We start from the raw sequence: 24,140 nt of genomic DNA, 5'->3' as shown, positions 1-24,140 counted from the left end.
GTGGCCCCGAGGTCGGAGGAACCGCGCCGGGACGCCACAGGCTCCCGGCGCGGCTCGTCGCGTGGCGCCGCCGAACGGGGCGCCGAGCCGCGTGAGCCGGGCGTCGGGCGGATCTCCGACGCCCGCGCGTACACGCCCCGGGGCCGCACGATCCGGGAGACCCGGGGCGAACACACCGCCGGCCGGGACGAACGGGCCGGCGCACGCGAGCCGGGTACCGGCCGGACCGAACGCGAGGAACGGACCGCCGCCGCCCGCCGCACCGCCGGCGGCGACCAGCGGCGTACTCCGCGCGGCACCCGGTCCACCGACCCGTTCCGCCCCGCGTTGCAGGTGCTCGACGGTGGCCGTACCGCCGCCGAGCGCACCGGTCGCCGGTCCGCCCCGGCGGCCGGCCGGTCCGCGGTGATCCGCACCGTCGACCCGCGCGCCGCCGACGAGTGGGCGGAGGAGACACCCCCGCCCCGGCGTCGTCCGGCCCGGCCGGCGGCCGGCCGTCCCGCCCGGCGACCCGGCCGTAAACCGCGCCGTCCGCCGAAGCTCGCCGACCCGGGCCGCCGGCTACGGCTCGGCACCCTGCTCACCCTCACCCTGTTCACGGTCATCGGCATCCGGCTGGTCGTCCTCCAGGCCGTCGAGGCACCCGCGTACGCCGGCACCGGCATCGCCACGGTGGACCTGCCCGCCCCCCGGGGGGCGATCTACGACCGCGACGGCAACCCGCTGGCCCGCAGCGTCGAGGCCCGGTACATCTTCGCCGACCCGACCCGGATCCAGGACGCCCCGGCCACCGCGCAGGCCCTCTCCGGGCTGCTCGGCATCCCCTCCTCCGAACTGGCCCAGAAGATGAAGCCCCGGATCCGCGAGGACGGAGTGGCGTCCCAGTTCGAGTACCTGGCCCGGGGCGTCGACATCGGCACCGCGCGGAAGATCATGGCGTTGGACCTGCCCGGCATCGGCGCGCACCGCGACGAGCGGCGCGAGGTGCCCGGCGGTGACCTGGCCGCCAACCTGATCGGCTTCACCAGCCCGGACATGGCCGGCGTGGAGGGGCTGGAGGCCCGCTACAACGACCTGCTCGACGGCGAGGACGGCCGGCGTACCTTCGAGGTCGGCGCGGGCACGCTGAACGCCCCCATCCCCGGTGGCCGCAGCGAGACCACCCCGGCGCAGCCGGGCAGCTCGCTGAAGCTCACCATCGACCGGGACCTGCAGTACCGGTGCCAGGAGATCCTCTCCGACCGGATGGCCCAGGTCGGCGGCACCACCGGCGCGGCGGTCATCATCGAGGTCGGGACCGGCGAGATCCTCGCCCAGGCCAGCCACCCCACCTACAACGCCGCCGACCCGCGCAAGAGCAAACCCACCGACCGGGAGGACGCCGCCACCAGTTTCGTGGTCGACCCCGGCTCGGTGCACAAGGCGATCACCTTCGGCGCGGCGCTCCAGGAGGGCGTGATCACCCCGGACACGTCCTTCCCGGTGGAGAACACCATCGTCAAGGGCGACACCCCGTTCTCCGACACGCACAAGGCGAACGGGCAGCGGATGAGCCTGGCCGGGATGATGGCGTACTCGTCGAACGTGGGCACCATCAAGATCGCCGACCAGCTCGGCAAGGAGCGGCTCTACGACTACCAGCGCCGCTTCGGCCTGGGTAAACGTACCGACGTGGGGATGGACGGCGAGGCGTCCGGCCGGCTGCTGCCGCCGTCGGAGTGGAGCGGGTCGTCGGCCGGGTCGGTGCCGATCGGGCACAGCGTGGACGCCACCCCGTTGCAGATGGCCGCCGTGTACGCCGCCATCGCCAACAACGGCACCTGGGTCCAGCCCCGCCTGATCAAGGAGACCATCGACCCGGAGGGCAAGCGCACCCCGGCCAAGCCACCGGTCACCCGGTCGGTGCTCAGCCCGGAGAACGCCAAGGCGCTGCGCACCATCCTGGAGGCGGTCACCACGGTCGAGGGGGCCACCGGGACCACCGCCCGGGTCGACGGGTACCGGATCGCCGGCAAGACCGGCACCGGCTCGCGGCTGGTCAACGGGAAGGTGCAGCCCGGTGAGGTGGCCTCGTTCATCGGGATGGCCCCGGCGGAGAACCCGCGCTACGTGATCGCCGTCTTCGCGGACACCCCCGGCGGGGGCGGCGGGGCGATCGCCGGCCCGGCCTTCCGCGACATGATGGGGTTCACGCTGAGCCACTACAAGGTGCCTCCGAGCAGCACCAAGGCCCCGGACTTCGTCGTCTATCCCCGCTGACCAGCGGTACCGCGACATCATCGGTTGGTGGGGACGAACCACCGGGGCGGCTGTGCGGCCCGAAGCGACCGACCGGGTAGGGTCTGACGCCGTGCCCGGCAATCCACGCCCTGAGACGGTGACCGAAATCCGGCTCGGCGACCTCGCCGCCCGGCTCGGCGTCGCGCCCCCGGCCGACGCCATGGACGTACCGGTGAGCGGGGTGACCCACGCCAGCCAGGAGGTCCGCCCCGGCGACCTGTACGCCGCGCTGCCCGGCGCGCGCCGGCACGGCGCGGAGTTCGCCGCCGCCGCCGCCGAGGCCGGCGCGGTGGCCGTGCTGACCGATTCCGCCGGCCTGCCGGCGGTGGCCGCGACCGGGCTGCCCGCCCTGGTGGTCGCCGACCCGCGGGCCGCGCTCGGCCCGCTCGCCTCCGCCGTGTACGGCGACCCCACCGAGGGCCTGACCGTGATCGGGGTGACCGGCACCGCCGGCAAGACCTCCACCGCGTACCTGGTCGAGTCCGGTCTGCGGGCCGCCGGTCACGTCACCGGCCTGATCGGCACGGTGGAGACCCGCCTCGGTGACCTGGTGATCGACAGCGTGCGGACCACCCCGGAGGCCACCGACCTGCACGCCATGCTCGCCGCCGCCAAGGAACGCGGGGTGACCGCGGTGGTCATGGAGGTCTCCAGCCACGCGCTGGCGATGGGCCGGGTGGGTGGCGTCCGGTTCGCCGTCGGCGGCTACACCAACTTCGGCTCCGACCACCTCGACTTCCACGCCGACAGCGCCGAGTACTTCGCGGCCAAGGCGAAGCTGTTCGACGGGCGGTGCGCCACCGAGGTGCTCAACCTCGACGACCCGGCGCTGCGCCCGCTGTTCAAGCCGGCCACGGTCAGCTACTCGGCCGCCGGGAACCCCACCGCCACCTGGTGGGCCTCCGACGTCGACGACGCCGGGTACGCCCAGCGGTTCACCGCGCACGGCCCGGACGGGCTCACCGTGGCCGCCGGGGTGGCGCTGCCCGGGCGGCACAACGTCGCCAACGCCCTGCTGGCCATCGCCAGCCTGGTCGCCGTCGGGGTGGACGCCGGTACCGCCGCCGCCGGGGTGGCCGACTGCGCCGGCGTGCCGGGGCGGCTGGAACTGGTCGGCGCGCCCGGCCCGGTGCGGGGCGTGGTCGACTACGCGCACAAGCCGGACGCGATCGTGGCGGCGCTGGCCGCGCTGCGTGACCTGACCGTCGACGGCGGCCGGCTGATCTGTGTGATCGGTGCCGGCGGCGACCGCGACCGGGGTAAACGCCCGGTGATGGGGGCCGCCGCCGCGGAGGGAGCCGACGTGGTGCTGGTGACCGACGACAACCCCCGGACGGAGGACCCGGCCGCGATCCGGGCCGAGGTCCGGTCCGGCGCGGAGACCGCGGTGCGGCGTGCCGGTACGCCGGTGACGGTGCTGGACGTGGCCGGCCGGCGGGCCGCCATCGACGAGGCGGTCCGGCTGGCCGGGCCGGGAGACGTGATCGCCGTGCTCGGCAAGGGGCACGAACGCGGGCAGGAGGTCGGCGGCGCGGTGCTCCCGTTCGACGACCGGACCGAGCTGGCCGCCGCGCTGCGGGCCCGCTTCGGACACCGGGTGGGTCAGCCGTGATCGCGCTGACCCTGGCCGAGCTGGCCGCCGCCGTCGACGGGCGGCTGGTCGGGGCCGACCCGCAGGCCACCGTGACCGGCCCGGTCGAGTTCGACTCCCGCAAGGTACGCCCCGGCGGGCTGTTCGTGGCGTTCCCCGGTGAGCAGGTCGACGGGCACGACTACGCGGCCGGCGCGGTGACCGACGGCGCGGTCGCCGTGCTCGGTACCCGGGAACTGTCCGGGGTGCCGATGGTGCTGGTCGACGACGCGCTCACCGCGCTGGGGCGGCTGGCCCGCGCGGTGGTGGACCGGCTGCCCGAGCTGACCGTCGTCGGGATCACCGGCTCCTCCGGCAAGACCAGCACCAAGGACCTGATCGCCCAGCTCACCGCCCGGCTCGGCCCGACGGTGGCCCCGCCCGGGTCGTTCAACAACGAGCTGGGGCACCCGTACACGGCGTTGCAGGCCGGGCCGGAGACCCGGTTCCTGGTGCTGGAGAAGGGCGCCCGGGGGGTGGGACACGTGCGGTACCTGTGCGAGGTGGTGCCGCCCCGGATCTCCGTGGTGCTCAACGTCGGGGTGGCCCACCTGGGCGAGTTCGGCTCCCGCGAGGCGATCGCCCTGGCCAAGGGCGAGCTGGTCGAGTCGCTGCCGACCGACGGGCTGGCCGTGCTCAACGCCGACGACCCGCTGGTGGCCGCGATGGCGACCCGGACCCGGGGCCGGGTGGTCCGCTTCGGCGAGGCGGTCGACGCCGACGTGCGGGCCGCCGAGGTGACCCTGGACGACCGGGGCCGTCCGTCGTACACGCTGGTGACGCCGGAGGGGAGCGCCCCGGTACGGCTCGGCCTGACCGGCCGCCACCAGGTCTCGAACACCCTCGCCGCCGCCGCGGTGGCCCGTGAGCTGGGCATGCCGCTGGCCGAGCTGGCCGAGGCGCTCGGTGGGCTGGGGCTGGTCTCCACCCGGCGGATGGACGTCTTCGACCGGCCCGACGGGGTCACGGTGATCGACGACTCGTACAACGCCAACCCGGCGTCGATGGCGGTCGCCCTGCGCGCCCTGGCCGGCCTGCGCCGGGACGGGCGGACGATCGCGGTGCTCGGCTACATGGCCGAGCTGGGGCCCTTCGAGGTCGACGGACACCGGGAGGTCGGCCAACTGGCCGCCGAACTGGGTGTCGACCGCCTGCTCGTGGTGGGCGAGGCGGCGGCCCCGATCTGTGCAGGCGCGACAGCGGTAGGCAACTGGGGAGGAGAATCGGTGCTGCTCACCGATCAGGCGGCGGCCGTCGAGGTGCTGCGAAGTGAGCTACGGCCAGGGGACGTGGTCCTGGTGAAGGGCTCCCGGTACCGCACCTGGGAGGTCGCCGACGCGCTGCGCGTCGACGCCTCGGGCGGGTCAGCCCCGGCGGGGGAGGCCGCCCGGTGAGGGCGGTCATCGTGGCCATCGGGGTGGCCTTCCTGATCTCGCTGCTCACCACCCCGATCGCGATCAAGGTGTTCACCCGGCTCAAGGCCGGTCAGCCGATCCGGTCCATCGGCCTCGCCAGCAACCAGGGCAAGAAGGGCACCCCCACCATGGGCGGGGTGGTGTTCATCATCGCCACGGTCATCGCGTACGTGGCCGGGCACCTCGCCCTGACCACCCTGCCCGACGCGCAGATCGCCCAGGTCGAGCCGACCATCACGGCGCTGGTGCTGCTGGGGCTGATGGTCTTCTCCGGCGCGGTCGGCTTCATCGACGACTTCGTCAAGGTCCGCAAGCGCAACAGCGGCGGCATCAGCGCGCGGGCAAAGCTGATCGGCCAGATCCTGGTCGGCGCGGTCTTCGGCGTGGTGGCGCTCTGGTTCCCGAGCACCATGACGGACGTCTCCGGGGCGGCCACCAACGTGGAGACGGTGGGCAGCACCACGCTGAGCTTCATCCGGGACATCCCGGCGCTGGAGGTCGGCAAGGTCGCCTCGGTGGTCATCTTCATCTTCGTGGTGATGGCGGCCACCAACGGCGTGAACCTCACCGACGGTCTGGACGGCCTGGCCACCGGCGCGTCGGTGATGGTGCTGGCCGCGTACGCGCTGATCGCGTTCTGGCAGTACCGGCACTGGTGCGCCGACCCGAACTACACCGAGGAGTACTGCTACACCGTCCGGGACCCGCTGGAGATCGCGCTGATCGCGGGCGCGGCGGCCGGGGCCTGTGTCGGGTTCCTCTGGTGGAACACCTCGCCGGCCCGGATCTTCATGGGTGACACCGGCGCGCTCGGTCTGGGCGGGCTGATCGCCGGCATGGCGATGTCCACCCGTACCGTGCTGCTGCTGCCGATCATCGGCGGGCTCTTCGTGATCATCACGATGTCGGTGGTCATCCAGATCATCTCCTTCAAGACCACCGGCAAGCGGGTGTTCCGGATGTCCCCGTTGCAGCACCACTTCGAGCTGGCCGGCTGGAGCGAGGTCAACATCGTGGTCCGGTTCTGGATCATCGCCGGGATCGGCGTCGCCATCGCCCTCGGCCTGTTCTACAGCGAGTTCCTCGCCAACGTCGGCTGATCCGGCCGCGCTGCGCGCCCGTCGCCCGGGTGCGGAAGGGCTTCCTGGTACCACGAGGTGCCCCGCAGGAAGCCCTTCCGCACCCCCGACACGCCGAGAGTCGGGGGTTCGGCGCGAACCGGGCCGGGCCAGCGGCCATGATGAGCGGGTGGGGGAGGACCGAGGAACCAGCAAGTCGACCGACGGGCCGCAGCGTGCCACGGGCGCGTCACCGCGTACCCCGGGCCCGGCCGCGGCCCAGCGGGCCACCGGCGCGGGGCGTACCGCCGACCCGCCGGCGCCGCTGCGCGGCCTGGACGCGGTGGGCGGTCTGGCCGCGCTACGCGGACTGCTCGCCCGCCCGCTGGCCTCCTACTACCTGCTGATCTCCAGCGCCGGGCTGCTGCTGGTCATCGGCCTGACGATGGTCTTCTCCGCGACCAGCGTCCAGGCGTACGCCCGGGAGGGCAACGCCTTCGCCGCGCTCACCAAGCAGGCCATCTTCGCCGTCATCGGCATCGTCGCGTTCTGGGCCTGCCAGCGGCTGCCGGCCCGGACCTTCCGGGTGCTCGGCCTGCCGGTGCTCGGCCTGTCGGTGGTGCTGCTGTTGCTGCTGAACCTGCTGCTGGCGTACGGGTCGCTGGCGAACACCGCGTCGAAGATCGGGCCGCTGGAGGCGAACCTGCTCTGGCTCTACCTCGGCCCGATCCAGGTGCAGCCCTCCGAGCTGGCGAAGTTCGGCCTGGTGCTCTGGGGAGCCGACGTGATCGCCCGCAAGGGCGCGAAGCTGGGCTGGTGGCGGGAACTGGCCACCCCGCTGTTCCCGGCGGTCGGCCTGCTGTTCGTCCTGGTCGGCTACAACGACCTGGGCACCATGCTCTGCCTGCTGGCCCTGGTGGTCGGGCTGCTCTGGGCGGCCGGGGTACGGATGCGGGTCTTCGCCGCGCTGTCGGTGCTCGGCCTGATCGGGGTCGGCCTGCTGGTCGCGGTCGCCTCGCTGGGGGCCGGTTCCGGCGAGAAGGGCGAGCAGAACTACCGGCTGGCCCGGCTGACCATGTTCATCAGCCGGCCCGAGGACTGCGACCTGAAGGACTGCTACCAGGCCGACCAGGCGCGGACCGCGATCGACTACGGCGGCTGGTTCGGGGCCGGGCTGGGCCAGGGCAAACTCAAGTGGGACTGGCTCCCCGCCGCCAACAACGACTTCATCTTCGCGGTCATCGCCGAGGAACTCGGGGTGGTCGGCTGCGCGGTGGTGCTGGCGCTGTTCGCGGTGCTCGCCTACACCGGGCTGCGGATCGCCCGCCGGGTCGAGGACCCGTTCCGCCGGCTGGCCGCCGCCGCCGTCACCACCTGGCTGGTCAGCCAGGCCGTGATCAACATCGGTGGGGTGGTCGGGCTGCTGCCCATCACCGGCCTGCCGCTGCCGTTCATCTCCGACGGCGGCAGCGCGCTGGTGGTCACGCTCGCCGCGATCGGGATGCTCGCCTCGTTCGCCCGGGCCGAACCGGACGCGGCCCGGGCCCTGCACGCCCGTCCGCCGGCCCGATGGGTCCGACTAGTCTGGGCCCCGTTGCCGCCGCTTCCCGGCCGGCGTCGCCGGCCGGCGACGCCCCCGGCTGCCCGTGGGTCCGTACCCCGGTCGCGTGCGCGGCGGGAGGACGACGACGAGACCGCGCCGCGCGGCACCCGGGCCGACCGGGGCCGCGCCGGGACGGCGAGTGAGAGGAGACGCTGATGGGTCCGCTGCGTTCGGTGGTGCTCTGCGGAGGTGGCACGGGAGGACACATCTACCCGCTGCTCGCCTTCGCCGACTGCCTGCGCCGGCACGACCCGGGCGTCCGGATCACCTGCCTGGGCACACCGAAGGGCCTGGAGAACGAGCTGATCCCGCCGCACGGCTACGACCTGCGGACCATCCCCGCCTACCAGCTGCCGCGCTCGGTCAACCTGAACCTGGTGAAGACCCCGACCCGGATGTGGACGGCGGCCCGCGCCGCCGGCAAGGTGATCGACGAGGTCCGCGCCGACGTGGTCGTCGGCTTCGGCGGGTACGTCTCCGTCCCCGGCTACCTGGCCGCCTGGCGGCGGGAACTGCCCATCGTGATCCACGAGGTGAACGTGCCGCCGGGGGTGGCGAACCGGCTGGGCATGAAGTTCACCCGGCACGTGGCGGCCGGCTTCCCGCACCAGCCGGTGCAGTCCGAGGTGCTGCGGGACGCCCGCGTCGTCGGGGTGCCGCTGCGCCGGGGCATCGCCGGGCTGGACCGGGCCGCCCACCGGCACGCCGCGCGGGCCCGGCTCGGACTCCGCCCCGACCTGCCGGTGCTGTTCGTCGCCGGTGGCTCGCAGGGCGCCCGTTCGATCAACCTGGCGGTCTCCGGGGCGGCCAAGGAACTGGCCCGGCACGGCATCCAGGTCCTGCACGTGATCGGCGCGCGCAACGAGCCGGTGCCGGTCCCGTCCGACCTGCCGGTGCCGTACGTCACCCTGCCCTACCTGTCCGAGATGGAGCTGGGGTACGCGGCCGCCGACCTGATGCTGGGCCGGGGTGGCGCGATGACCTGCGCCGAGGTGGCCGCGATCGGGCTGCCCACCATCTACGTGCCGTACCCGCACAGCAACCAGGAGCAGAAGCGCAACGCGCTGCCCGTGGTGGAGGCCGGCGGCGGGCTGCTCGTCGACGACGCCGAACTCACCCCGGCCTGGCTGGAGCGTACGGTGATCCCGCTGATCCGGGATCCGCAGCGACTCGCCGCGATGGGCGCCGCCGCCGCCAACTACGGCCGGCGCGACGGCGACGAGGCGCTGCTGCGCTTCGTCTACGAGGCGGTGACCCGGTGACCCGGGCGGGCGGCATGGGCCCGGTGACCCGGGTGGACAGCGCCGGCCCGCTGATCCGGGCGAGTACCACCGGCCCGGTGACCCGGGCGAGTACGACGGGAAGGTCTTCGACATGAACACCGCGCAGTTCTCTCCGGCCGGCACGCTGACCGCCGAGGACCTGGGCACCGTCCACCTGATCGGGGTGGGCGGGGTCGGCATGGTCGGCCTGGCCCGGCTGCTGCTCACCCGGGGTATCCGCACCACCGGCAGCGAGCTGCGGGAGTGGCCCTCGCTGGCCGGTCTGCGGGCGCTCGGCGGGACCATCCACATGACCCACGAGGCGGCCAACCTGGACGGGGTCGACACGGTCGTCTACTCCACGGCGATCCCCCGGGACCACCTGGAGCTGGTCGAGGCCCGGCGGCGCGGCCTGCGGGTGCTGCACCGCTCCGAGGCCCTGGCGGCGGCGATGACCGGCCGGCGGGCGATCGCGGTCGCCGGCACCCACGGCAAGACCACCACCACCTCGATGGTCACCATGGTGTTGCAGCGGGCCGGCGAGGATCCGTCCTTCGTGATCGGCGGGGAGATCTCCGAGGTCGGTTCGGGCGCGCACCACGGCACCGGGCAGTACTTCGTAGTCGAGGCGGACGAGAGCGACCGGTCCTTCCTCATCTACCGCCCGTTCGTGTCGGTGATCACCAACATCGAGCCGGACCACCTCAACACCTACGGCGACCTGGCCAACCTGAAGGCGGCGTTCGCCGACTTCGCCCGGCTGACCGACCCGGACGGCTTCATCGTCACCTGCGCCGACGACCCGGGTACCCGGGAACTGGCCGCGATCCTGCGTGCCGAGGGCCGGCGGGTGTACACGTACGGCGAGTCGTCCGACGCCGACCTGCGACTGTCCGAGATGGCCTCCTCGGCCCGGGGCGTGCACTACCTGGCCGAGGTGGACGGCCGGTCGCTCGGCGAGATCCGGTTGCCGGTGCCGGGGCGGCACATGGGACTGAACACCGCCGCCGCGGTGCTCACCGCGTACCTGCTGGACCTGCCGCTGACGGCGACGACGGACGCGCTGGCGGCCTTCCCCGGGGTACGGCGGCGGTTCGAGCGCAAGGGCGTCGCCGACGGGGTGCTGGTCTACGACGAGTACGCGTACCACCCGACCTCGATCACGCTGGCGCTGCGGACGCTGCGCGAGGTGGCCGGGGACGGCCGGCTGATCGTGGTGTTCCAGCCGTACCGGCTCTACCGGACCCGGGACCTGCAGGCCGAGATCGCCGAGGGGCTGGCGATCGCCGACGAGGTGGTGCTGCTGGAGGTCTTCGGTCCGGGTGAGCTGCGCCAGCCGGGGGAGGGCTCGGCGGCGTTGATCGAGGCGATCGACCTGCCCGCCGGGCGGAAGGTCTTCGTGGACTCCTGGGAGGCCGCGCCGGTGGAGGTGGCCCGCCGGGCCCGTCCCGGCGACGTGGTGGTGACCATGGGCGCGCCGCCGATCTCGCTGATGGGTGACCAGCTCCTCGACGCCCTGCTGGCCCGGACCGGCGACCCGGGCGCGGCCGGCACGCCGGCCCTCGATGGCGTTGCCGGCACGCCGGCCCCGGACGGCACAGCGGCCACCGCCGCCCCGATCGGCCCGGTGGGCACGACGGTCGCGCCGGTCACCGAGGCCGCCGGCACCGTGCCGACCGCCGGCAGCCCCGGCGGTACGGACGGCGCGGCACCCACGGCCGGATGAGTTCCGGCCGGACGCGTGGCCGGACGACCGGCCCGGACGCCGGTGGCGGTCGGCGGGGCTCCGGTACCGGTACCGCCCGGCGGGGCCCGGACGCCGGTGCCGCCCGGCGTGGTCCGGACGGCGGTGCCGGCCGGCGCGGCCCGGCCCGGCGGTGGCAACTGGTCCGGGCGGGCAGCGACGCGGTGCCGCCGTCGACCCGCCGGTTCATGCAGCGGGCCCGGCAGCGGCGGATGCGGGCGGCCCTGCCGTGGGCGGTCGCCGGCGGGATGCTGGCGCTGGCCGGTCTGGTCGCCTGGACACTGCTCGGCACCGGCCTGTTCGGCGTCCGCGAGGTCCGGGTGACCGGGGCCGAGCTGGTCACCCCGGTGCAGGTACGCGAGGCGGCGGCGGTCCCGGACGGGGTGCCGCTGGCCCGGGTGGACCTGGCCGCCACCGCCCGCCGGATCGGGAAGCTGCCCCCGGTGGAGCGGGTGACGGTGACCCGGGACTGGCCGGACACCCTGGTGGTGACCCTGGTGGAGCGGACGCCGGTGGCGGTGGTCCCGCAGGGCGACCGGTTCGTGGTGGTGGACCGGTCCGGGGTGGCGTTCCGGACCGAACCCAGCCGGCCGGCGGACCTGCCGCTGGCCCGGGTGGCCCGGCCCGGCCCGGCCGATCCGGAGACCCGGGCCGCGTTGCAGGTGCTGGCCGCGTTGACCCCGCAGTTGCGGGCGGCCCTGGTGGACGTGACCGTGGAGGGGCTGGCCCGGATCAAGGTGCGGCTGACCGGGGAGCGGACCGTCGTCTGGGGGGACGCGACCCGGGGGGCGGACAAGGCCCGGGTGGCGACCAGTCTGCTCGGTCGGGATGTCGACACCATCGACGTGAGCGCGCCCGACGTGGTCACCTTCCGGTGACCGGGACGGGGGGGAGAGGTGAGGCATTCCCCTCTCCGGGACGACACGCCGGCCAGGTCCTTGGCTCATCGCGCGGTGGCGCTTACCTTGCCCCGAAGAGGATCAATAGTTGACATAACTGTAAGCCTCTAGTAGAGGGTAAGGGTTAGCCCTTCTCCTCGCGGGTGATAGTTGACGTCGGCGGCGATCCGGGGCGGCCGCCGGTCGACGTGGCCAATCTCGAAGGGAAAGGACCGGAGATGACACCTCCGCACAACTACCTGGCGGTCATCAAGGTCGTCGGCATCGGTGGCGGCGGCGTCAACGCCGTCAACCGCATGATCGAGGTTGGGCTCAAGGGCGTCGAGTTCATCGCGATCAACACCGATGCGCAGGCGTTGCTGATGAGCGACGCCGACGTCAAGCTCGACGTCGGCCGCGAGCTGACCCGGGGTCTCGGCGCGGGCGCCAACCCGGACGTGGGCAAGAACGCCGCCGAGGACCACCGCGACGAGATCGAGGAGGTGCTCAAGGGCGCCGACATGGTCTTCGTGACCTGCGGCGAGGGCGGCGGCACCGGCACCGGCGGCGCGCCCGTGGTGGCCAACATCGCCCGCAAGCTCGGCGCGCTGACCATCGGTGTGGTCACCCGGCCGTTCTCCTTCGAGGGCAAGCGCCGCCAGGTGCAGGCCGAGGCCGGGATAGACGAGCTGCGCAACCAGTGCGACACGCTCATCGTCATCCCGAACGACCGGCTGCTGGCCCTCGGCGACCGGGGCATCAGCATGATGGACGCGTTCCGTACCGCCGACCAGGTGCTGCTCTCCGGTGTGCAGGGCATCACCGACCTGATCACCACCCCGGGTCTGATCAACCTGGACTTCGCCGACGTCAAGAGCGTGATGAGCGGCGCGGGCAGCGCGCTGATGGGCATCGGCAGCGCCCGGGGCGAGAACCGCGCGGTCGAGGCGGCCGAGGCGGCCATCTCCAGCCCGCTGCTGGAGCAGAGCATGGACGGCGCGCGGGGCGTGCTGCTCTCCATCGCCGGCGGCTCCGACCTGGGCCTGTTCGAGATCAACGACGCGGCCCAGCTGGTCACCGACGCGGCCCACCCGGACGCCAACATCATCTTCGGCGCGGTCATCGACGACGCGCTCGGCGACGAGGTGCGGGTCACCGTGATCGCCGCCGGGTTCGACGGGGGCACCCCGGCGTACAAGTCGGTCGAGCCGGCGCGCAAGAGCAACCAGAACCAGCCGACCACCCCGCCGGCTCCGGCGCCCCCGCAGACCATGCCCCCGCCCACCCAGTCGCCGCGCCGCGTCCTCTTCGACGACGTGGACGTGCCCGACTTCCTCAAGAACGGGTCCTGAGCCGTGCCCGACGTCCGCACGAACGGGTCCTGAGCCGCGCCGATGACCGACCGAGCCACCCCGGTACCACCCGACCGCCGTGCCGAACTCGCCGCCGGGCTGGCCCGGGTGCGGGCCAGGATCGCCGACGCGTGCGCCGCCGCCGGGCGGGACCACACCGAGGTGACCATGATCGCGGTGACCAAGACGTACCCGGCCAGCGACGTGGTCGCGCTGGCCGGTCTCGGCGTACCCGACATGGGGGAGAACCGCGACCAGGAGGCCGCCCCCAAGGCCGCCGAGGTGGCCGCGGCCGGGGCGCACCCCCGGTGGCACTTCATCGGCCAGCTCCAGCGCAACAAGTGCCGGTCGGTGGTCCGTTACGCCGACGTGGTCCACTCGGTGGACAGTGTCCGGCTGGCCGGGGCGCTCGGCGTGGCGGCGGAACGGGGCCGGGACCGTCCGTTGGAGGTGCTGGTCCAGGTCAGCATCGACGGCGACCCGGCCCGGGGTGGGGCGCTGCCGGGTTCGGCCGACCCGGAGCGAGGGCTGGACCGGGTGGCCGAGGCGGTCGCCGCCGCCGGTCCGCTCCGGCTGGCCGGCCTGATGGCGGTGGCCCCGCTGGGCTGGGAGCCGGAGCGCGCCTTCGCCACCCTCGCCGGGGTGGCGGAGGGCTTCCGGGCGGCCCACCCGCAGGCCGTCGCGCTCTCCGCCGGGATGAGTGGCGACCTGGAAGCCGCCATCGCGTACGGCGCGACACATGTCCGTGTCGGCAGCGCGTTGCTCGGAATGCGTCCCACGCTGCGGTAGCCTGGCCCGGGAAAGAGCAAATTACATCAGTGTTGTTTGGGCCGGCGTCCCCACGTCGGGGGTCGGGCGGGCGACCGCGAATCGCGCGCCGGGGTTGCCGGTCCGGTCCGGTGGGCACGGAATGTCCCACCCGCGACACGCGACACGGGCACGGGGGCGCGTGCCGCACGGCGGACGGGAAGGGCGCGGCGATGGGTGCACTGCGCAAGGCGGGGGTCTGGCTCGGTCTCGTCGAGGAGGACGACGAGCGGGGCTACGACGACGGTGGCTACGACAAGGGCGGCTACCGCGAGTCGCGGTACCGGCAGAGCCGGTACGCCGAGGAGTTCGCCGACGACTCCGACGACGAGGACGACGAGCCGCCGGCACCTCGGCCCCGCGCCTCGGAGCGGAGCCGGCTCTCCGAGCGGGCCACCTCGCGGGCGGAGAGCGACCGGGCCGACACCGACCGTCCGGAGCGTGCCGACCGGGCGGAGCGGGTGGAGCGGGCCAGCGTCCGGTCCATCACCCGGTCCGGCGGGGACGGCTCCGGCGCGTTGAGCTACCACACCCGGGACAATCTCGCCCTCGCACCGCAGGCGCAGCCCCGGGAGCGGGAGCGGGCCGTGGTCGCCGAGGAGGAGCAGCGGTACCAGATCACCACGCTGCACCCGACCACCTACCGGGAGGCCCGGACGATCGGCGAGCACTTCCGCGACGGCGTGCCGGTGATCATCAACCTCACCGAGATGGACGAGGCGGACGCCCGCCGTCTGGTCGACTTCGCCGCCGGACTGGCGTTCGGGCTGCGGGGTACGATCGAGCGCGTGACCAACCGGGTGTTCCTGCTCTCGCCGGCCAATGTCCAGGTCACCGCGGAGGACAAGGCCAAGATCGCCGAGGGCGGCTTTTTCAGCCTGGGTTAACACCCCCGGACCGAGGGACGTCGCCTGTCGTGTTGTCGATCCTGCTGCAAGTGCTGTACCTGATCCTCTACGTCTTCCTGCTCCTCCTGCTGTCCAGGTTCGTGCTCAGCGCCGTCCTCCAGTACGGTCGTCGCTGGCAGCCGGGACGGGGGGCGTCGGTGGGACTGGAGTCCGTGTGGAGCGTCACTGATCCGCCTCTCAAGGCGTTGAGGCGAGTGATCCCTCCGCTGCGAATTGGTACCGTGAGCATCGACCTGGCTTCCCTTGTGCTCCTGGTTATCCTGTTCGTGCTGATGGAGTTCGTGTTAAGGCGGCTGATCCTCGGGTGAGAACCCGGTGACCCAGCCCGCTACGCGGCCGCAACTGACCCGAGGAGTTTCGATGCCGCTGACCCCGGCCGACGTCCACAACGTCGCCTTCAAAAAGCCGCCGATCGGCAAGCGGGGGTATGACGAGGAGGAGGTTGACGCCTTCCTGGACGAGGTCGAGCGCGAGCTGGCCCGTCTGATAGAGGAGAACAACGAGCTCCGCGCCCAGGTGGAGCGTGGCGGCCGCGGCGGCGCTCCGGCCGGCCCCGGCGGCGACGCCCGCCTCGCCGCCGAGCTGAACGACGTCAAAGCCCAGCTCGACCGGGTGCAGCGCGACAAGGCCGCCGCCGAGCAGGCCGCCCGCGCGATGCAGGCCGAGCTGGAGCAGGTCCGTTCGCAGGGCGGCCCGGCCGCCGCCGGTGACGGTGAGCAGCAGGCGCTGCGGGTGCTGATGATGGCGCAGCGGACCGCCGACGACCACCTCTCCGACGCCCGTCGCGAGGCCGACCAGCTGCTCTCCGAGGCCCGTTCGAAGGCCGAGGAGGTCACCCGCGAGGCCCGCGCCAAGGCGGACGCGCTGGAGCGGGACGCCCGCCAGCGGCACCAGGAGGCCATGGGCGGCCTGGACGCCAAGCGCACCGCGCTCTCGAAGCACATCGAGGAGCTGAAGCAGTTCGAGCGGGAGTACCGTACCCGCCTCAAGGCGTACCTGGAGAGCCAGCTCCGTGACCTCGGTGCCCGGGGTCAGGAGATCGAGGCCGACACCAGCCGCGGCGAGGGCGGGCGCAGCGTGGGCAGTGGTGGCCTGGCCACCGCGGGCCTCGGTGGCTCGTTCGGTGGGGCCGGTCGCTCCAACGCCCTGGAAGCCGGGCACTGAGTCCGGTCAGCACTGGAACCGGTCCGTCAACGACGCGTCGGGGGTGAGCCGTGATAGTCGGAAGTCTGCTGCTCATCCTCGTCGCCGTTGTGCTTCTGGTGGCCGGTCTGGTCGGCGGTTCCAGCTTCCTGCTGATCGCCTCCATCGCGGCCAGTCTGCTGGCCGCCGTGGCCCTCGTGGTGGGTGCCCGCCAGGCAGCCACCGCCCGGGCGGCGGCGGACCAGACCACCGGTCCGGCGGGGTGGCGTGCCCGCGACCGGGCGCCGGCGACCGGCACCCGGGTGACCCGGGACCGGCAGCCGGTCGGACCGGAAGGTCCGGAGCCGGCCGAGCCGACCATCCCGGTCCAGTTCGTTCCCACGACGGTCGACGCCGACGACAGCGGATGGCGGCAACCATCCGGGCCGTCGGCGACCGTGCCCGATCCGCCGGCCACCCCCAACGCCGGGACGACCCCGTCCACCCCGGGGGCGGCGACCTCCCCGGGTGGGTCGCCGGGCGCTGACGCCGGGCCGGTGGACGACGAGCCGGGCGTGCAGCACGTCGCCCCGGACGACGCCGCCCGGGTGGCCCGGCTCGGCAGCGAGGTGCTGGTGATCGACGGCCGCCCCCGCTACCACCTCGCCGACTGCGTCCACCTGCTCGGCCGGAACCCCGAGCCACTGCCCGTGTCGGAGGCGGTGGAACTCGGCTTCACCCCCTGCGCGGACTGCGCGCCCGACACCGCCCTGCTCGCCGACGCGCGTCCGTCGTACTGACCGCGGCGCCGTGGCCGGGGACGACACGCTGACCGTCGCGGTCCGGGTCAAACCGGGGGCGTCCCGGGCCCGGGTCGGCGGCCGGTTCGACGGTCCGCACGGGCCGGCCCTGGTCATCGCGGTGAACGCGCCCGCGGTGGACGGGCGGGCCACCGAGGCGGCCCGCCGGGCGCTGGCCCAGGCGCTCGGGGTACGCCCGGCCGTGGTGTCGCTGCGGGCCGGAGCGGCCAGCCGCGACAAGTTGTTCCTGGTGGCGCGGGCCGAACCGGCGGTGGTCGCGCTGCTGTCCCGGCTGCGCGACGGACCGGCCGGGTGACCGACGCGCACGGGCGGCGTCCGTGACGCCCGAACTGGACGTGGCGCTGCTGGTCGGGGCGGCGGTGCTGCTGGTGGCGGTCGGCGCGGTCCGGTTCTCCAGCCGGCTGGGGCTGCCGAGCCTGCTGGTCTACCTGGCGCTGGGCATGGCGATCGGCCGGTCCGGTCTGGGCATCGACTTCGACGACGCCGAGCTGACCCGTACCCTCGGCTTCTGCGCGCTCATCGTGATCATCGCGGAGGGCGGGCTGACCGCCCGGTGGAGCACGCTGCGGCCGGTGCTCGGCCTGGCCACCGCGCTGTCCACGGCGGGTGTGCTGGTGAGCATCCTGGTGGTCGGGCTGGCGGTGCACCTGCTGCTCGGGTTGGACTGGCGGCTGGCCCTGCTGTACGGCGCGGTGCTCTCCTCCACCGACGCCGCCGCGGTCTTCGCCACCCTGCGCCGGCTGCGGCTGCCACCCCGGCTGGTGGCGACCCTGGAGGCCGAGTCGGGGATGAACGACGCCCCGGTGGTGCTGCTGGTGGTGCTGCTGTCCCGTGGCTTCCCGCTGCCGCACCCGTGGTGGTACGAGCTGCTGCTGGTCGGGTACGAACTGGTGGTCGGGGCCCTGGTGGGTTTCGCCGCCGGGTACCTCGGGCGGTTGGCGTTGCGCCGGGCCGCGTTGCCGTCGGCGGGGCTGTACCCGATCGCGGTGGTCGGGTTCACCGTGCTGGCGTACGCGGCCGGGGCGGTCGTGCACGCCTCCGGGTTCCTGGCCGTGTACGTGACCGGGGTGCTGCTCGGTAACGCCCGGCTGCCGCACCGCCAGGCCATCCTGGGTTTCGCCGACGGGCTGGCCTGGCTGGCCCAGATCGGGCTGTTCGTGCTGCTCGGCCTGCTGGTCACCCCGGCCCGGCTGGGCGAGGCGATCCTGCCGGCCCTGGTGGCGGGGTCGGCGCTGCTCTTCCTGGCTCGGCCGGTGAGCGTGGCCGCGTCGGCGCTGCCGTTCCGGTTCGGCCTGCGGGAGCAGGCGTTCCTGTCCTGGGCGGGGCTGCGCGGCGCGGTGCCGATCGTGCTCGCCACCATCCCGCTCTCCGAACGGGTGCCCGGCGCGGACCGGCTCTTCGACTCGGTCTTCGTGCTGGTGGTGATCTTCACGGTGGTGCAGGCCGGGACGTTGGCGCCGGCGGCCCGCTGGCTGCGGGTGACCGCGCCGGCGGAGGCGGCGGAGATCCGGGTGGAGACCGCGCCGCTGGACCGGATGCGGGCGGACCTGCTGCAACTGGAGGTGCCGGCGGGATCGCGGCTGGCCGGGGTGCACGTCGATGAGTTGCGCCTGCCGCTGGGCGCGTCGGTGACCCTGGTGCTGCGGGACGGCAGCGGTTTCGTGCCGGGGCCGGACACCCGGCTGAAGGTCGGGGACAGCCTGTTGATCGTGGCGACGGCCGAGGTGCGGGACGAGGCTGAGCGTCGCCTGCGGGCGGTCAGCCGGCGTGGTCGGCTGGCCCGCTGGTTCGGGGAAAACGGCGGCGATAGCGGCGGTTGACAGGCTATTGTCCCTTTACTCCGATTGGTCATTGTTCGGGGCTGAAATACGGGATCCCGGTGCGGCACGTTGTCGGACGCCTGTACGTTCCGTATTCTTGCGATTCTCCGGAGTGCGCGGCGGCTGCCGCGCGCCCCTTTTGTTCGTGGGGGGACGCCCTGCCGGGCGGACCCCGTCCAGGCACCGGCGACCGGCGCGGGTGCCGCGGTTGAGGGAGGCACCATGGCGAAGCCAGCCGAGACCAGGACCGCCGGCCGCAAGCCGGCGGCGAAGGCCACCCGCAGCACCGCGGAGACCGACAAGATCCGGGCCGCCCTGGCGGCGCGGCGGGACGAGTTGCGTGCCGAGTACGATCAGACCCTGAGCGAGATCACCGAGCTTCAGCGCGACCGGTTGACCGACTCGGCCGGCGACGACCCGGCCGACACCGGTTCCCGGACCTTCGAGCGGGAGCAGGAGATCTCCCTCGCCAACAGCATCCTGGAGCGGATCACGCAGGTCGAGCGGGCCCTGGAACGGCTCGACGAGGGTGGCTACGGCTGGTGCGAGCGGTGCGGCAACCCCATCCCGGTGGAGCGGCTCGCCGCCTTCCCGTCGGCCACCCTCTGCGTGACCTGCAAGCAGTTGGAGGAGCGACGCTGAGGAGTCGCTCCCCCGCTCCGGGATCGGAGGCCGGTGAGTGATCACCGCGGAGCGTCGATGGGGAGCACATGACGGCAGCAGGGCCGACCGGGCCCGGAACCGCTGAGCCGGGCGGCGTCAAGCCCCGGCGCCGCGCGATCGTGGTCCTCGCCCTCACCGGCGCGCTCGCCTTCCTGGCCGACCTCTCCACCAAGCATCTCGCGCTGGCCACGCTCGACGACCGCGAGCCGGTCCGGCTGCTCGGTGGGGCGGTCTACCTCACCCTGACCCGCAACAGCGGGGCCGCCTTCAGCCTCGGCTCCGACCACACCTGGGTCTTCTCGGTGATCACCTTCGGGGTGATCGGGTGGATCGGCTGGATGGCGCTGCGGCTGCGCTCGGTGCCCTGGGGGGTCTCGCTCGGGCTGGTGCTCGGGGGCGCGCTGGGCAACCTCGCGGACCGGATCTTCCGGGCCCCCGGGCACTTCGTCGGGCACGTGGTCGACATGGTCAGCCTGTTCGACGCGTACGGCCGGGTCTGGCCGGTGTTCAACCTCGCCGACAGCGCCCTGGTCTCCGGGGTGACCCTGGCCATCGTCCTGGAACTCACCGGCCGGCAGCGCGACGGCAGCCGGCTCCGGTCCGCCGACCGGGAGCCGACCGGGGACCGGCAGCCGACCGACGCCGGGACCGGGCGGTCCGACGCCGGGCCGGCCGACGCCGGGCGGTCCGACGCCGGGACCGGGCAGAGCGACGTCGGTACCGGTCAGGCTGACGCCCCGGCCGGGACCGAGCAGAAGGAGCGGGCATGAGCGGCGACAACCGGTCCCTACCGGTCCCCGACGGCCTCGACGGGATGCGGCTCGACCAGGCCGTGGCCCGGCTCTTCGGGCTCTCCCGCACCACCGCCGCGGCCCTGGTCGACGCAGGTGACGCGCTGGTCGACGGGGTGGTCCGGGCCAACTCGTACAAGGTGAAGGCCGGCTCGTGGCTGGAGGTCACCCTGCCCGCGCCGGCCGCCCCGCCCACCGTGGTGCCGCAGGCGGTACCCGGGCTGCGGGTCGTCTACGCCGACGACGACATCGTGGTGGTGGACAAGCCGGTCGGGGTGGCGGCCCACCCCAGCCCCGGCTGGACCGGCCCCACCGTGATCGGTGGGCTGGCCGCGATCGGGCACCGGATCTCCACCAGCGGCGCCGCCGAGCGGCAGGGGGTGGTGCACCGGCTCGACGTCGGCACCACCGGGATCATGGCGGTCGCCAAGAGCGAGCAGGCGTACACCGCGCTGAAGCGGGCGTTCAAGTACCGGGAGGTCGACAAGCAGTACCACGCCGTCGTCCAGGGGCACCTGGATCCGCTGCGCGGCACCGTCGACGCCCCGATCGACCGGCACCCCAACCACGACTACCGCTGGGCGGTGGTCTCCGGCGGGAAGCCGAGCATCACCCACTACGACACCCTGGAGGCGTTCCCGGCGGCGAGCCTGGTCGACGTCCGGCTGGAGACCGGCCGGACCCACCAGATCCGGGTGCACTTCTCCACGCTGCGCCACCCGTGCGTCGGTGACCTCACCTACGGTGCCGACCCCACCCTGTCGGCCCGGCTCGGCCTGTCCAGACAGTGGCTGCACGCCCGCGCGTTGAGCTTCCTGCACCCCCGAACGGGGGACGAGGTCCGCTTCGTCAGCGACTACCCTGACGACCTGGATCGCGCGCTGCAACGCCTGCGTGACTGAACCGACGACCGCCGGCGGCGATCCACCGATCACCGAACCGACGCAAGGGAGACGGTCGCGTGCGTACCGGTGAACTGTTGCGCCGGCTGGACCAGCGGCTCCTGCCGCCGCTGGTCCGCGCCCTGGCCGGGCGGTCCGATCCCCGGCCCGGCCTGCTGGCCTGGGTCGCGCTCGCCTCGGTGGGCGCGGTCCTGCTCACCGCCGTCTGGGCCACCGGTCGACCGCCCGCCGGCGACCGGACCGTGGGCGAGGTCACCCGGGTCGGGGTGGCCGAGGGTGACTCCATCCCCGGCTACCTCCGCTCCGCCGACGACGAACTCGCGGCCCTGCCCGACCCGGCCGCGTCCGGCGGGTCGACCTGGGCCCTGGTCTCGCTGACCGAGTACCTGCCACCGGCCCGGCTCGCGCCGGTGCTGGGCGACGTCGGGGTGTCCGCGGTCTTCGGCCGGGTGCCGCTGCCCGGCCGGCAGACCGAGATCGTCCGGATCCCGGCGTTGCGCGTGCCGGACGACGTGCTCGCCGGCATGGCCGGCCTGGCCGACCGGAAGGACCGCGAGGCGGCCGACTACCGGGCCCGCGCCGCGGAACTGTCCGGCGGCGACCCCCAGCAGCGGGAACTGCGCCAGTGGTACGACAGCAGCGCCCAGGTGGCCGCGGCCGAGGCGGCGGCGTACCGGTCCGGGTGTTCCTGCGTGTACGCGGCGGTGGTCCGGGCCGAACCGGCCACCCTGCGGACGGTGGCGAACCGGCCCGGGGTCCGGGCGGTGGACCCGGCACCCGAGGTCGACCGGTTGGACCGGACGGTCTTCACCCCACCGCTGCCGGAGCAGCGGGACACCGTCCGTCCGCCGGCCGACGAGGAGCCGCCGAGCCCGTCGAGCACACCGGGCACGTCGGCCCCGGCCCGGCCCAGCTCGGCCCCGACGGTGACCGGCTCGCCGAGCGCTCCCGTGACGAGCACCACGCCACCTGCCACGCCGTCGACCCCGGCCCCCGTGCCGTCGGCCACCACCGGTCCCGGGGACGCGTCGACGGCCCCACCACCTCCGACCGGCGCGGCCTCGTCCGCGCCGATCGAGGGAAGCGAGTCCGAACCGTCGCCGTGAGACCGGCGGCGGGAGGTGCGCGTACCGGTGTGCTCCGAATAGGGTTGACTTCGTAGCCTGTCGGGCGGAGATCGATGGCGCTGGGAGGGCGAGCCTTGGACGGCACCGAGACCGGTTGGGGTCGGTCGGCCGAACCAGCACCGCGTTGGCGTGCGCTGCTCGACCGGGCCCGGCTCGGTGGCCGCGGCGGCGGGGAGCAGCTGGAGGCCGACCGGCGGGGGGACGAACCGTTCCTGCCGGTGGCCCCGGACCCGCTGCCCCGACGGGGCGGTGGCAACGGGTACGCCGGGCGGGCGCGGGCGATCGAGCCGGCGTACGGCGCGGATTCCGGTTACCGGACGGAGCCGGGGTATCCGGCTGAGCCCGGCTATCCGGCTGAGCCCGGCTATCCGGCTGAGCCCGGTTATCCGGCCGAACCGGTGCACCGGTCGGACGCCGGTTACCGCGCCGACCCGGGTTACCGGGGTGACACCGGCTACCGGGCAGAGGAATCCGGTTATCGCGCGGACCCGGCCTACCCGAGCGGGGACACCTATCCGGCGGAGCCGGCCTACCGCGCCGAGCCCGGCTACCGGGCCGGTGCCGGAGCCGGGTACCGGTCGGAACCCGGCTACCCGCGCGAGCCCGCGTACCAACCCGACCCGGCGTACCAACCCGAGCCGAGCTACCAGCCGGAGCGGGCGTACCAGCCCGAGCCGAGCTACCAGCCGGAGCGGGCGTACCAGCCTGAGCCGAGCTATCAGCCTGAGCCGGCCTACCAGCCCGAGCCGGGCTACCAGGTCGAGCGGGCCTACCAGCCCGAGCCCAGCTACCAGCCCGAGCGGGCGTACCAGGTCGAGCCGGCGTACCGGACCGAGCCGGACCCGCCGCCGGTGCCGTCCCGGTACGCGCTGCTGGAGCAGTACCGGCACAACCCGGCCGGTGGCTACCCCGCCGAGGGCCGCTACCCGGCGGTGGAGGAGGGCTACCGCCCGGAGCAGAACTATCCGCCGCCGCCACCGGTGGCGGCGCGGGCGGCGGTGCCGGCCGTCGTCGACCGGAGCTACCCGGCCCGGTTGGAGTGGCGTCCGCAGGCCGCCGCCGAGTCCGAGCAGGACCGGGCGGCGGCGATCCTGCGCCGCGACTTCGGCACCCCCCGGGTGCTGGCCTTCGCCAACCCCAAGGGCGGGGTGCACAAGACCACCGCCACCGTGCTGGCTGCCGCGACCGTCGGCAGCGTCCGGGGGCGGGGCGTGCTGGCCTGGGACGACAACGAGCTGCGCGGCACCCTCGGGTTGCGGGCGGGCAGCGCCCGGCACGCCCGGACCATCCGGCACCTGATCAACGACCTGGCCACCATCGAGATCGCCCAGGGCGCCGACCTGACCGAGGTGCTCGACGACTACCTGCGGCACGCCTCGGACGGCTCGTACGACGTGCTGGCCGGCGAGGAGAGCCCCCGCTTCGCCCAGAAGCTCGACAAGTACACCGTCCAGCGGGTGCTCGACCTGCTCCGCCGCACCCACGACGTGATCTGCGTGGACACCGGCAACAACGTGGAGAGCGCCAACTGGCGGACCGTCATGCAGGCCGCCGACCAGCTCGTGCTCACCACCGTGCCCCGGGAGGACGCGGCGTTCAGCGCGGACTGGATGCTCGACTGGCTGCACGAGGTCGGCATGGGTGAGCTGGCCGACAACGCGGTCACCCTGCTGTCCTGCCCCAATCCGGAGCGCTCGTCGCTGCTGGACGACTTCCAACGGCACTTCGCCACCCGGACCCGGGCGGTCACCGTGGTGCCCTACGACCCGGCCCTGGAGACCGGCTCGTCCATCGAGTACCACCAGCTTCAACCGGAGACCCGGCAGGCGTGGCTGCGGGCCGCCGGGGTGATGCTGGAACCGTTCGGTCGCTGACCGGCGGTCGGCGACCACTCCGCCACCCGTGCGGCTGCGGGCCACCGCCGGCCCGCGTCGACGTGCCGCCTGAGAGGATCACC

The 24,140-nt window shown here is 73.9% G+C and carries 20 protein-coding genes and 1 pseudogene; all 21 read left to right on the top strand.

The window, feature by feature from the left end; translation table 11 throughout:
* The 21 genes and pseudogenes from PVK37_RS28495 to PVK37_RS28395 all read left to right on the top strand — a co-directional run bounded on the left by PVK37_RS28495 (position 1) and on the right by PVK37_RS28395 (position 24,057).
* Positions 1-2,259, top strand: a complete 2,259-nt coding sequence (locus PVK37_RS28495) for a peptidoglycan D,D-transpeptidase FtsI family protein (protein WP_275030906.1) — start codon at positions 1-3, stop codon at positions 2,257-2,259.
* A 52-nt stretch (positions 2,260-2,311) separates the two neighbouring features.
* Positions 2,312-3,892, top strand: coding sequence for a UDP-N-acetylmuramoyl-L-alanyl-D-glutamate--2,6-diaminopimelate ligase (locus tag PVK37_RS28490; protein ID WP_275030905.1), 1,581 nt, complete (start codon positions 2,312-2,314; stop codon positions 3,890-3,892).
* A complete protein-coding gene (locus tag PVK37_RS28485; RefSeq protein WP_275030904.1) occupies positions 3,889-5,304 on the top strand; it encodes a UDP-N-acetylmuramoyl-tripeptide--D-alanyl-D-alanine ligase in 1,416 nt (471 codons plus the stop codon). Before PVK37_RS28490 ends, PVK37_RS28485 begins: the two co-directional genes overlap by 4 nt.
* Positions 5,301-6,425 carry a phospho-N-acetylmuramoyl-pentapeptide-transferase gene (gene mraY / locus PVK37_RS28480; RefSeq protein WP_275030903.1) on the top strand — a complete coding sequence of 375 codons (1,125 nt, stop codon included), beginning with the start codon at positions 5,301-5,303 and terminating at the stop codon, positions 6,423-6,425. The genes PVK37_RS28485 and mraY overlap by 4 nt, the downstream gene beginning before the upstream one ends.
* Positions 6,426-6,735: 310 nt before the next feature.
* Complete coding sequence (locus PVK37_RS28475; RefSeq protein ID WP_275035258.1) at positions 6,736-8,142, top strand: FtsW/RodA/SpoVE family cell cycle protein; 1,407 nt, start codon at positions 6,736-6,738, stop codon at positions 8,140-8,142.
* The gene (gene murG, locus PVK37_RS28470; RefSeq protein ID WP_275030902.1) at positions 8,142-9,248 is read left to right on the top strand and encodes an undecaprenyldiphospho-muramoylpentapeptide beta-N-acetylglucosaminyltransferase; all 1,107 of its coding nucleotides are present in this window, start codon (positions 8,142-8,144) and stop codon (positions 9,246-9,248) included. The genes PVK37_RS28475 and murG overlap by 1 nt, the downstream gene beginning before the upstream one ends.
* A gap of 112 nt (positions 9,249-9,360) precedes the next feature.
* The gene (gene murC / locus PVK37_RS28465) at positions 9,361-10,974 is read left to right on the top strand and encodes a UDP-N-acetylmuramate--L-alanine ligase (protein WP_275030901.1); all 1,614 of its coding nucleotides are present in this window, start codon (positions 9,361-9,363) and stop codon (positions 10,972-10,974) included.
* Complete coding sequence (locus PVK37_RS28460) at positions 10,971-11,870, top strand: cell division protein FtsQ/DivIB (protein ID WP_341483402.1); 900 nt, start codon at positions 10,971-10,973, stop codon at positions 11,868-11,870. Before murC ends, PVK37_RS28460 begins: the two co-directional genes overlap by 4 nt.
* A 239-nt stretch (positions 11,871-12,109) precedes the next feature.
* Complete coding sequence (ftsZ, locus tag PVK37_RS28455; protein ID WP_275030900.1) at positions 12,110-13,222, top strand: cell division protein FtsZ; 1,113 nt, start codon at positions 12,110-12,112, stop codon at positions 13,220-13,222.
* Between the two features lie 42 nt (positions 13,223-13,264).
* On the top strand, positions 13,265-14,011 hold the full coding sequence (locus tag PVK37_RS28450; RefSeq protein ID WP_275030899.1) for a YggS family pyridoxal phosphate-dependent enzyme: 747 nt from the start codon (positions 13,265-13,267) through the stop codon (positions 14,009-14,011).
* Positions 14,012-14,202: 191 nt separating this feature from the next.
* Entirely contained in the window at positions 14,203-14,916 is a 714-nt protein-coding gene (locus PVK37_RS28445; protein ID WP_275030898.1) for a cell division protein SepF, read from the top strand.
* Positions 14,917-14,945: 29 nt separating this feature from the next.
* The gene (locus PVK37_RS28440) at positions 14,946-15,245 is read left to right on the top strand and encodes a YggT family protein (protein ID WP_275030897.1); all 300 of its coding nucleotides are present in this window, start codon (positions 14,946-14,948) and stop codon (positions 15,243-15,245) included.
* A gap of 52 nt (positions 15,246-15,297) precedes the next feature.
* Positions 15,298-16,101, top strand: coding sequence for a DivIVA domain-containing protein (locus PVK37_RS28435; protein ID WP_275030896.1), 804 nt, complete (start codon positions 15,298-15,300; stop codon positions 16,099-16,101).
* Between the two features lie 50 nt (positions 16,102-16,151).
* Positions 16,152-16,859 (top strand): hypothetical protein, encoded by a 708-nt coding sequence (locus PVK37_RS28430; protein ID WP_275030895.1) that lies wholly within the window; start codon positions 16,152-16,154, stop codon positions 16,857-16,859.
* A gap of 10 nt (positions 16,860-16,869) precedes the next feature.
* A complete protein-coding gene (locus PVK37_RS28425) occupies positions 16,870-17,175 on the top strand; it encodes a DUF167 domain-containing protein (RefSeq protein ID WP_275030894.1) in 306 nt (101 codons plus the stop codon).
* A gap of 22 nt (positions 17,176-17,197) precedes the next feature.
* Positions 17,198-18,700 carry a potassium/proton antiporter gene (locus PVK37_RS28420; protein ID WP_275030893.1) on the top strand — a complete coding sequence of 501 codons (1,503 nt, stop codon included), beginning with the start codon at positions 17,198-17,200 and terminating at the stop codon, positions 18,698-18,700.
* A 222-nt stretch (positions 18,701-18,922) separates the two neighbouring features.
* A complete protein-coding gene (locus tag PVK37_RS28415) occupies positions 18,923-19,342 on the top strand; it encodes a TraR/DksA family transcriptional regulator (protein WP_275030892.1) in 420 nt (139 codons plus the stop codon).
* A 68-nt stretch (positions 19,343-19,410) separates the two neighbouring features.
* Positions 19,411-20,004 (top strand): annotated as a pseudogene (lspA, locus tag PVK37_RS28410) (signal peptidase II); the annotation flags it as partial.
* A gap of 125 nt (positions 20,005-20,129) precedes the next feature.
* Complete coding sequence (locus tag PVK37_RS28405; RefSeq protein ID WP_275030891.1) at positions 20,130-21,056, top strand: RluA family pseudouridine synthase; 927 nt, start codon at positions 20,130-20,132, stop codon at positions 21,054-21,056.
* A gap of 59 nt (positions 21,057-21,115) precedes the next feature.
* A complete protein-coding gene (locus tag PVK37_RS28400) occupies positions 21,116-22,162 on the top strand; it encodes a hypothetical protein (protein WP_275030890.1) in 1,047 nt (348 codons plus the stop codon).
* Between the two features lie 95 nt (positions 22,163-22,257).
* Positions 22,258-24,057, top strand: a complete 1,800-nt coding sequence (locus PVK37_RS28395) for a MinD/ParA family ATP-binding protein (RefSeq protein WP_275030889.1) — start codon at positions 22,258-22,260, stop codon at positions 24,055-24,057.
* Positions 24,058-24,140: the final 83 nt, after the last annotated feature.

The sequence above is a fragment of the Micromonospora cathayae genome, from assembly GCF_028993575.1.
In the GTDB taxonomy this organism is placed as follows: Bacteria; Actinomycetota; Actinomycetes; order Mycobacteriales; family Micromonosporaceae; genus Micromonospora; species Micromonospora cathayae.
The sequence above is the reverse complement of the archived record's forward strand: the minus strand, read 5'-3'. Positions and strand labels throughout refer to the sequence as shown.

What these genes read in the sequence shown, in the direction of transcription:
- murG (WP_275030902.1), top strand. Translation starts at nt 8,142, where the DNA reads ATGGGTCCGCTGCGTTCGGTGGTGCTCTGCGGAGGTGGCACGGGAGGA.
- murC (WP_275030901.1), top strand. Translation starts at nt 9,361, where the DNA reads ATGAACACCGCGCAGTTCTCTCCGGCCGGCACGCTGACCGCCGAGGAC.
- PVK37_RS28460 (WP_341483402.1), top strand. Translation starts at nt 10,971, where the DNA reads ATGAGTTCCGGCCGGACGCGTGGCCGGACGACCGGCCCGGACGCCGGT.
- ftsZ (WP_275030900.1), top strand. Translation starts at nt 12,110, where the DNA reads ATGACACCTCCGCACAACTACCTGGCGGTCATCAAGGTCGTCGGCATC.
- PVK37_RS28450 (WP_275030899.1), top strand. Translation starts at nt 13,265, where the DNA reads ATGACCGACCGAGCCACCCCGGTACCACCCGACCGCCGTGCCGAACTC.
- PVK37_RS28445 (WP_275030898.1), top strand. Translation starts at nt 14,203, where the DNA reads ATGGGTGCACTGCGCAAGGCGGGGGTCTGGCTCGGTCTCGTCGAGGAG.
- PVK37_RS28435 (WP_275030896.1), top strand. Translation starts at nt 15,298, where the DNA reads ATGCCGCTGACCCCGGCCGACGTCCACAACGTCGCCTTCAAAAAGCCG.
- PVK37_RS28415 (WP_275030892.1), top strand. Translation starts at nt 18,923, where the DNA reads ATGGCGAAGCCAGCCGAGACCAGGACCGCCGGCCGCAAGCCGGCGGCG.
- PVK37_RS28405 (WP_275030891.1), top strand. Translation starts at nt 20,130, where the DNA reads ATGAGCGGCGACAACCGGTCCCTACCGGTCCCCGACGGCCTCGACGGG.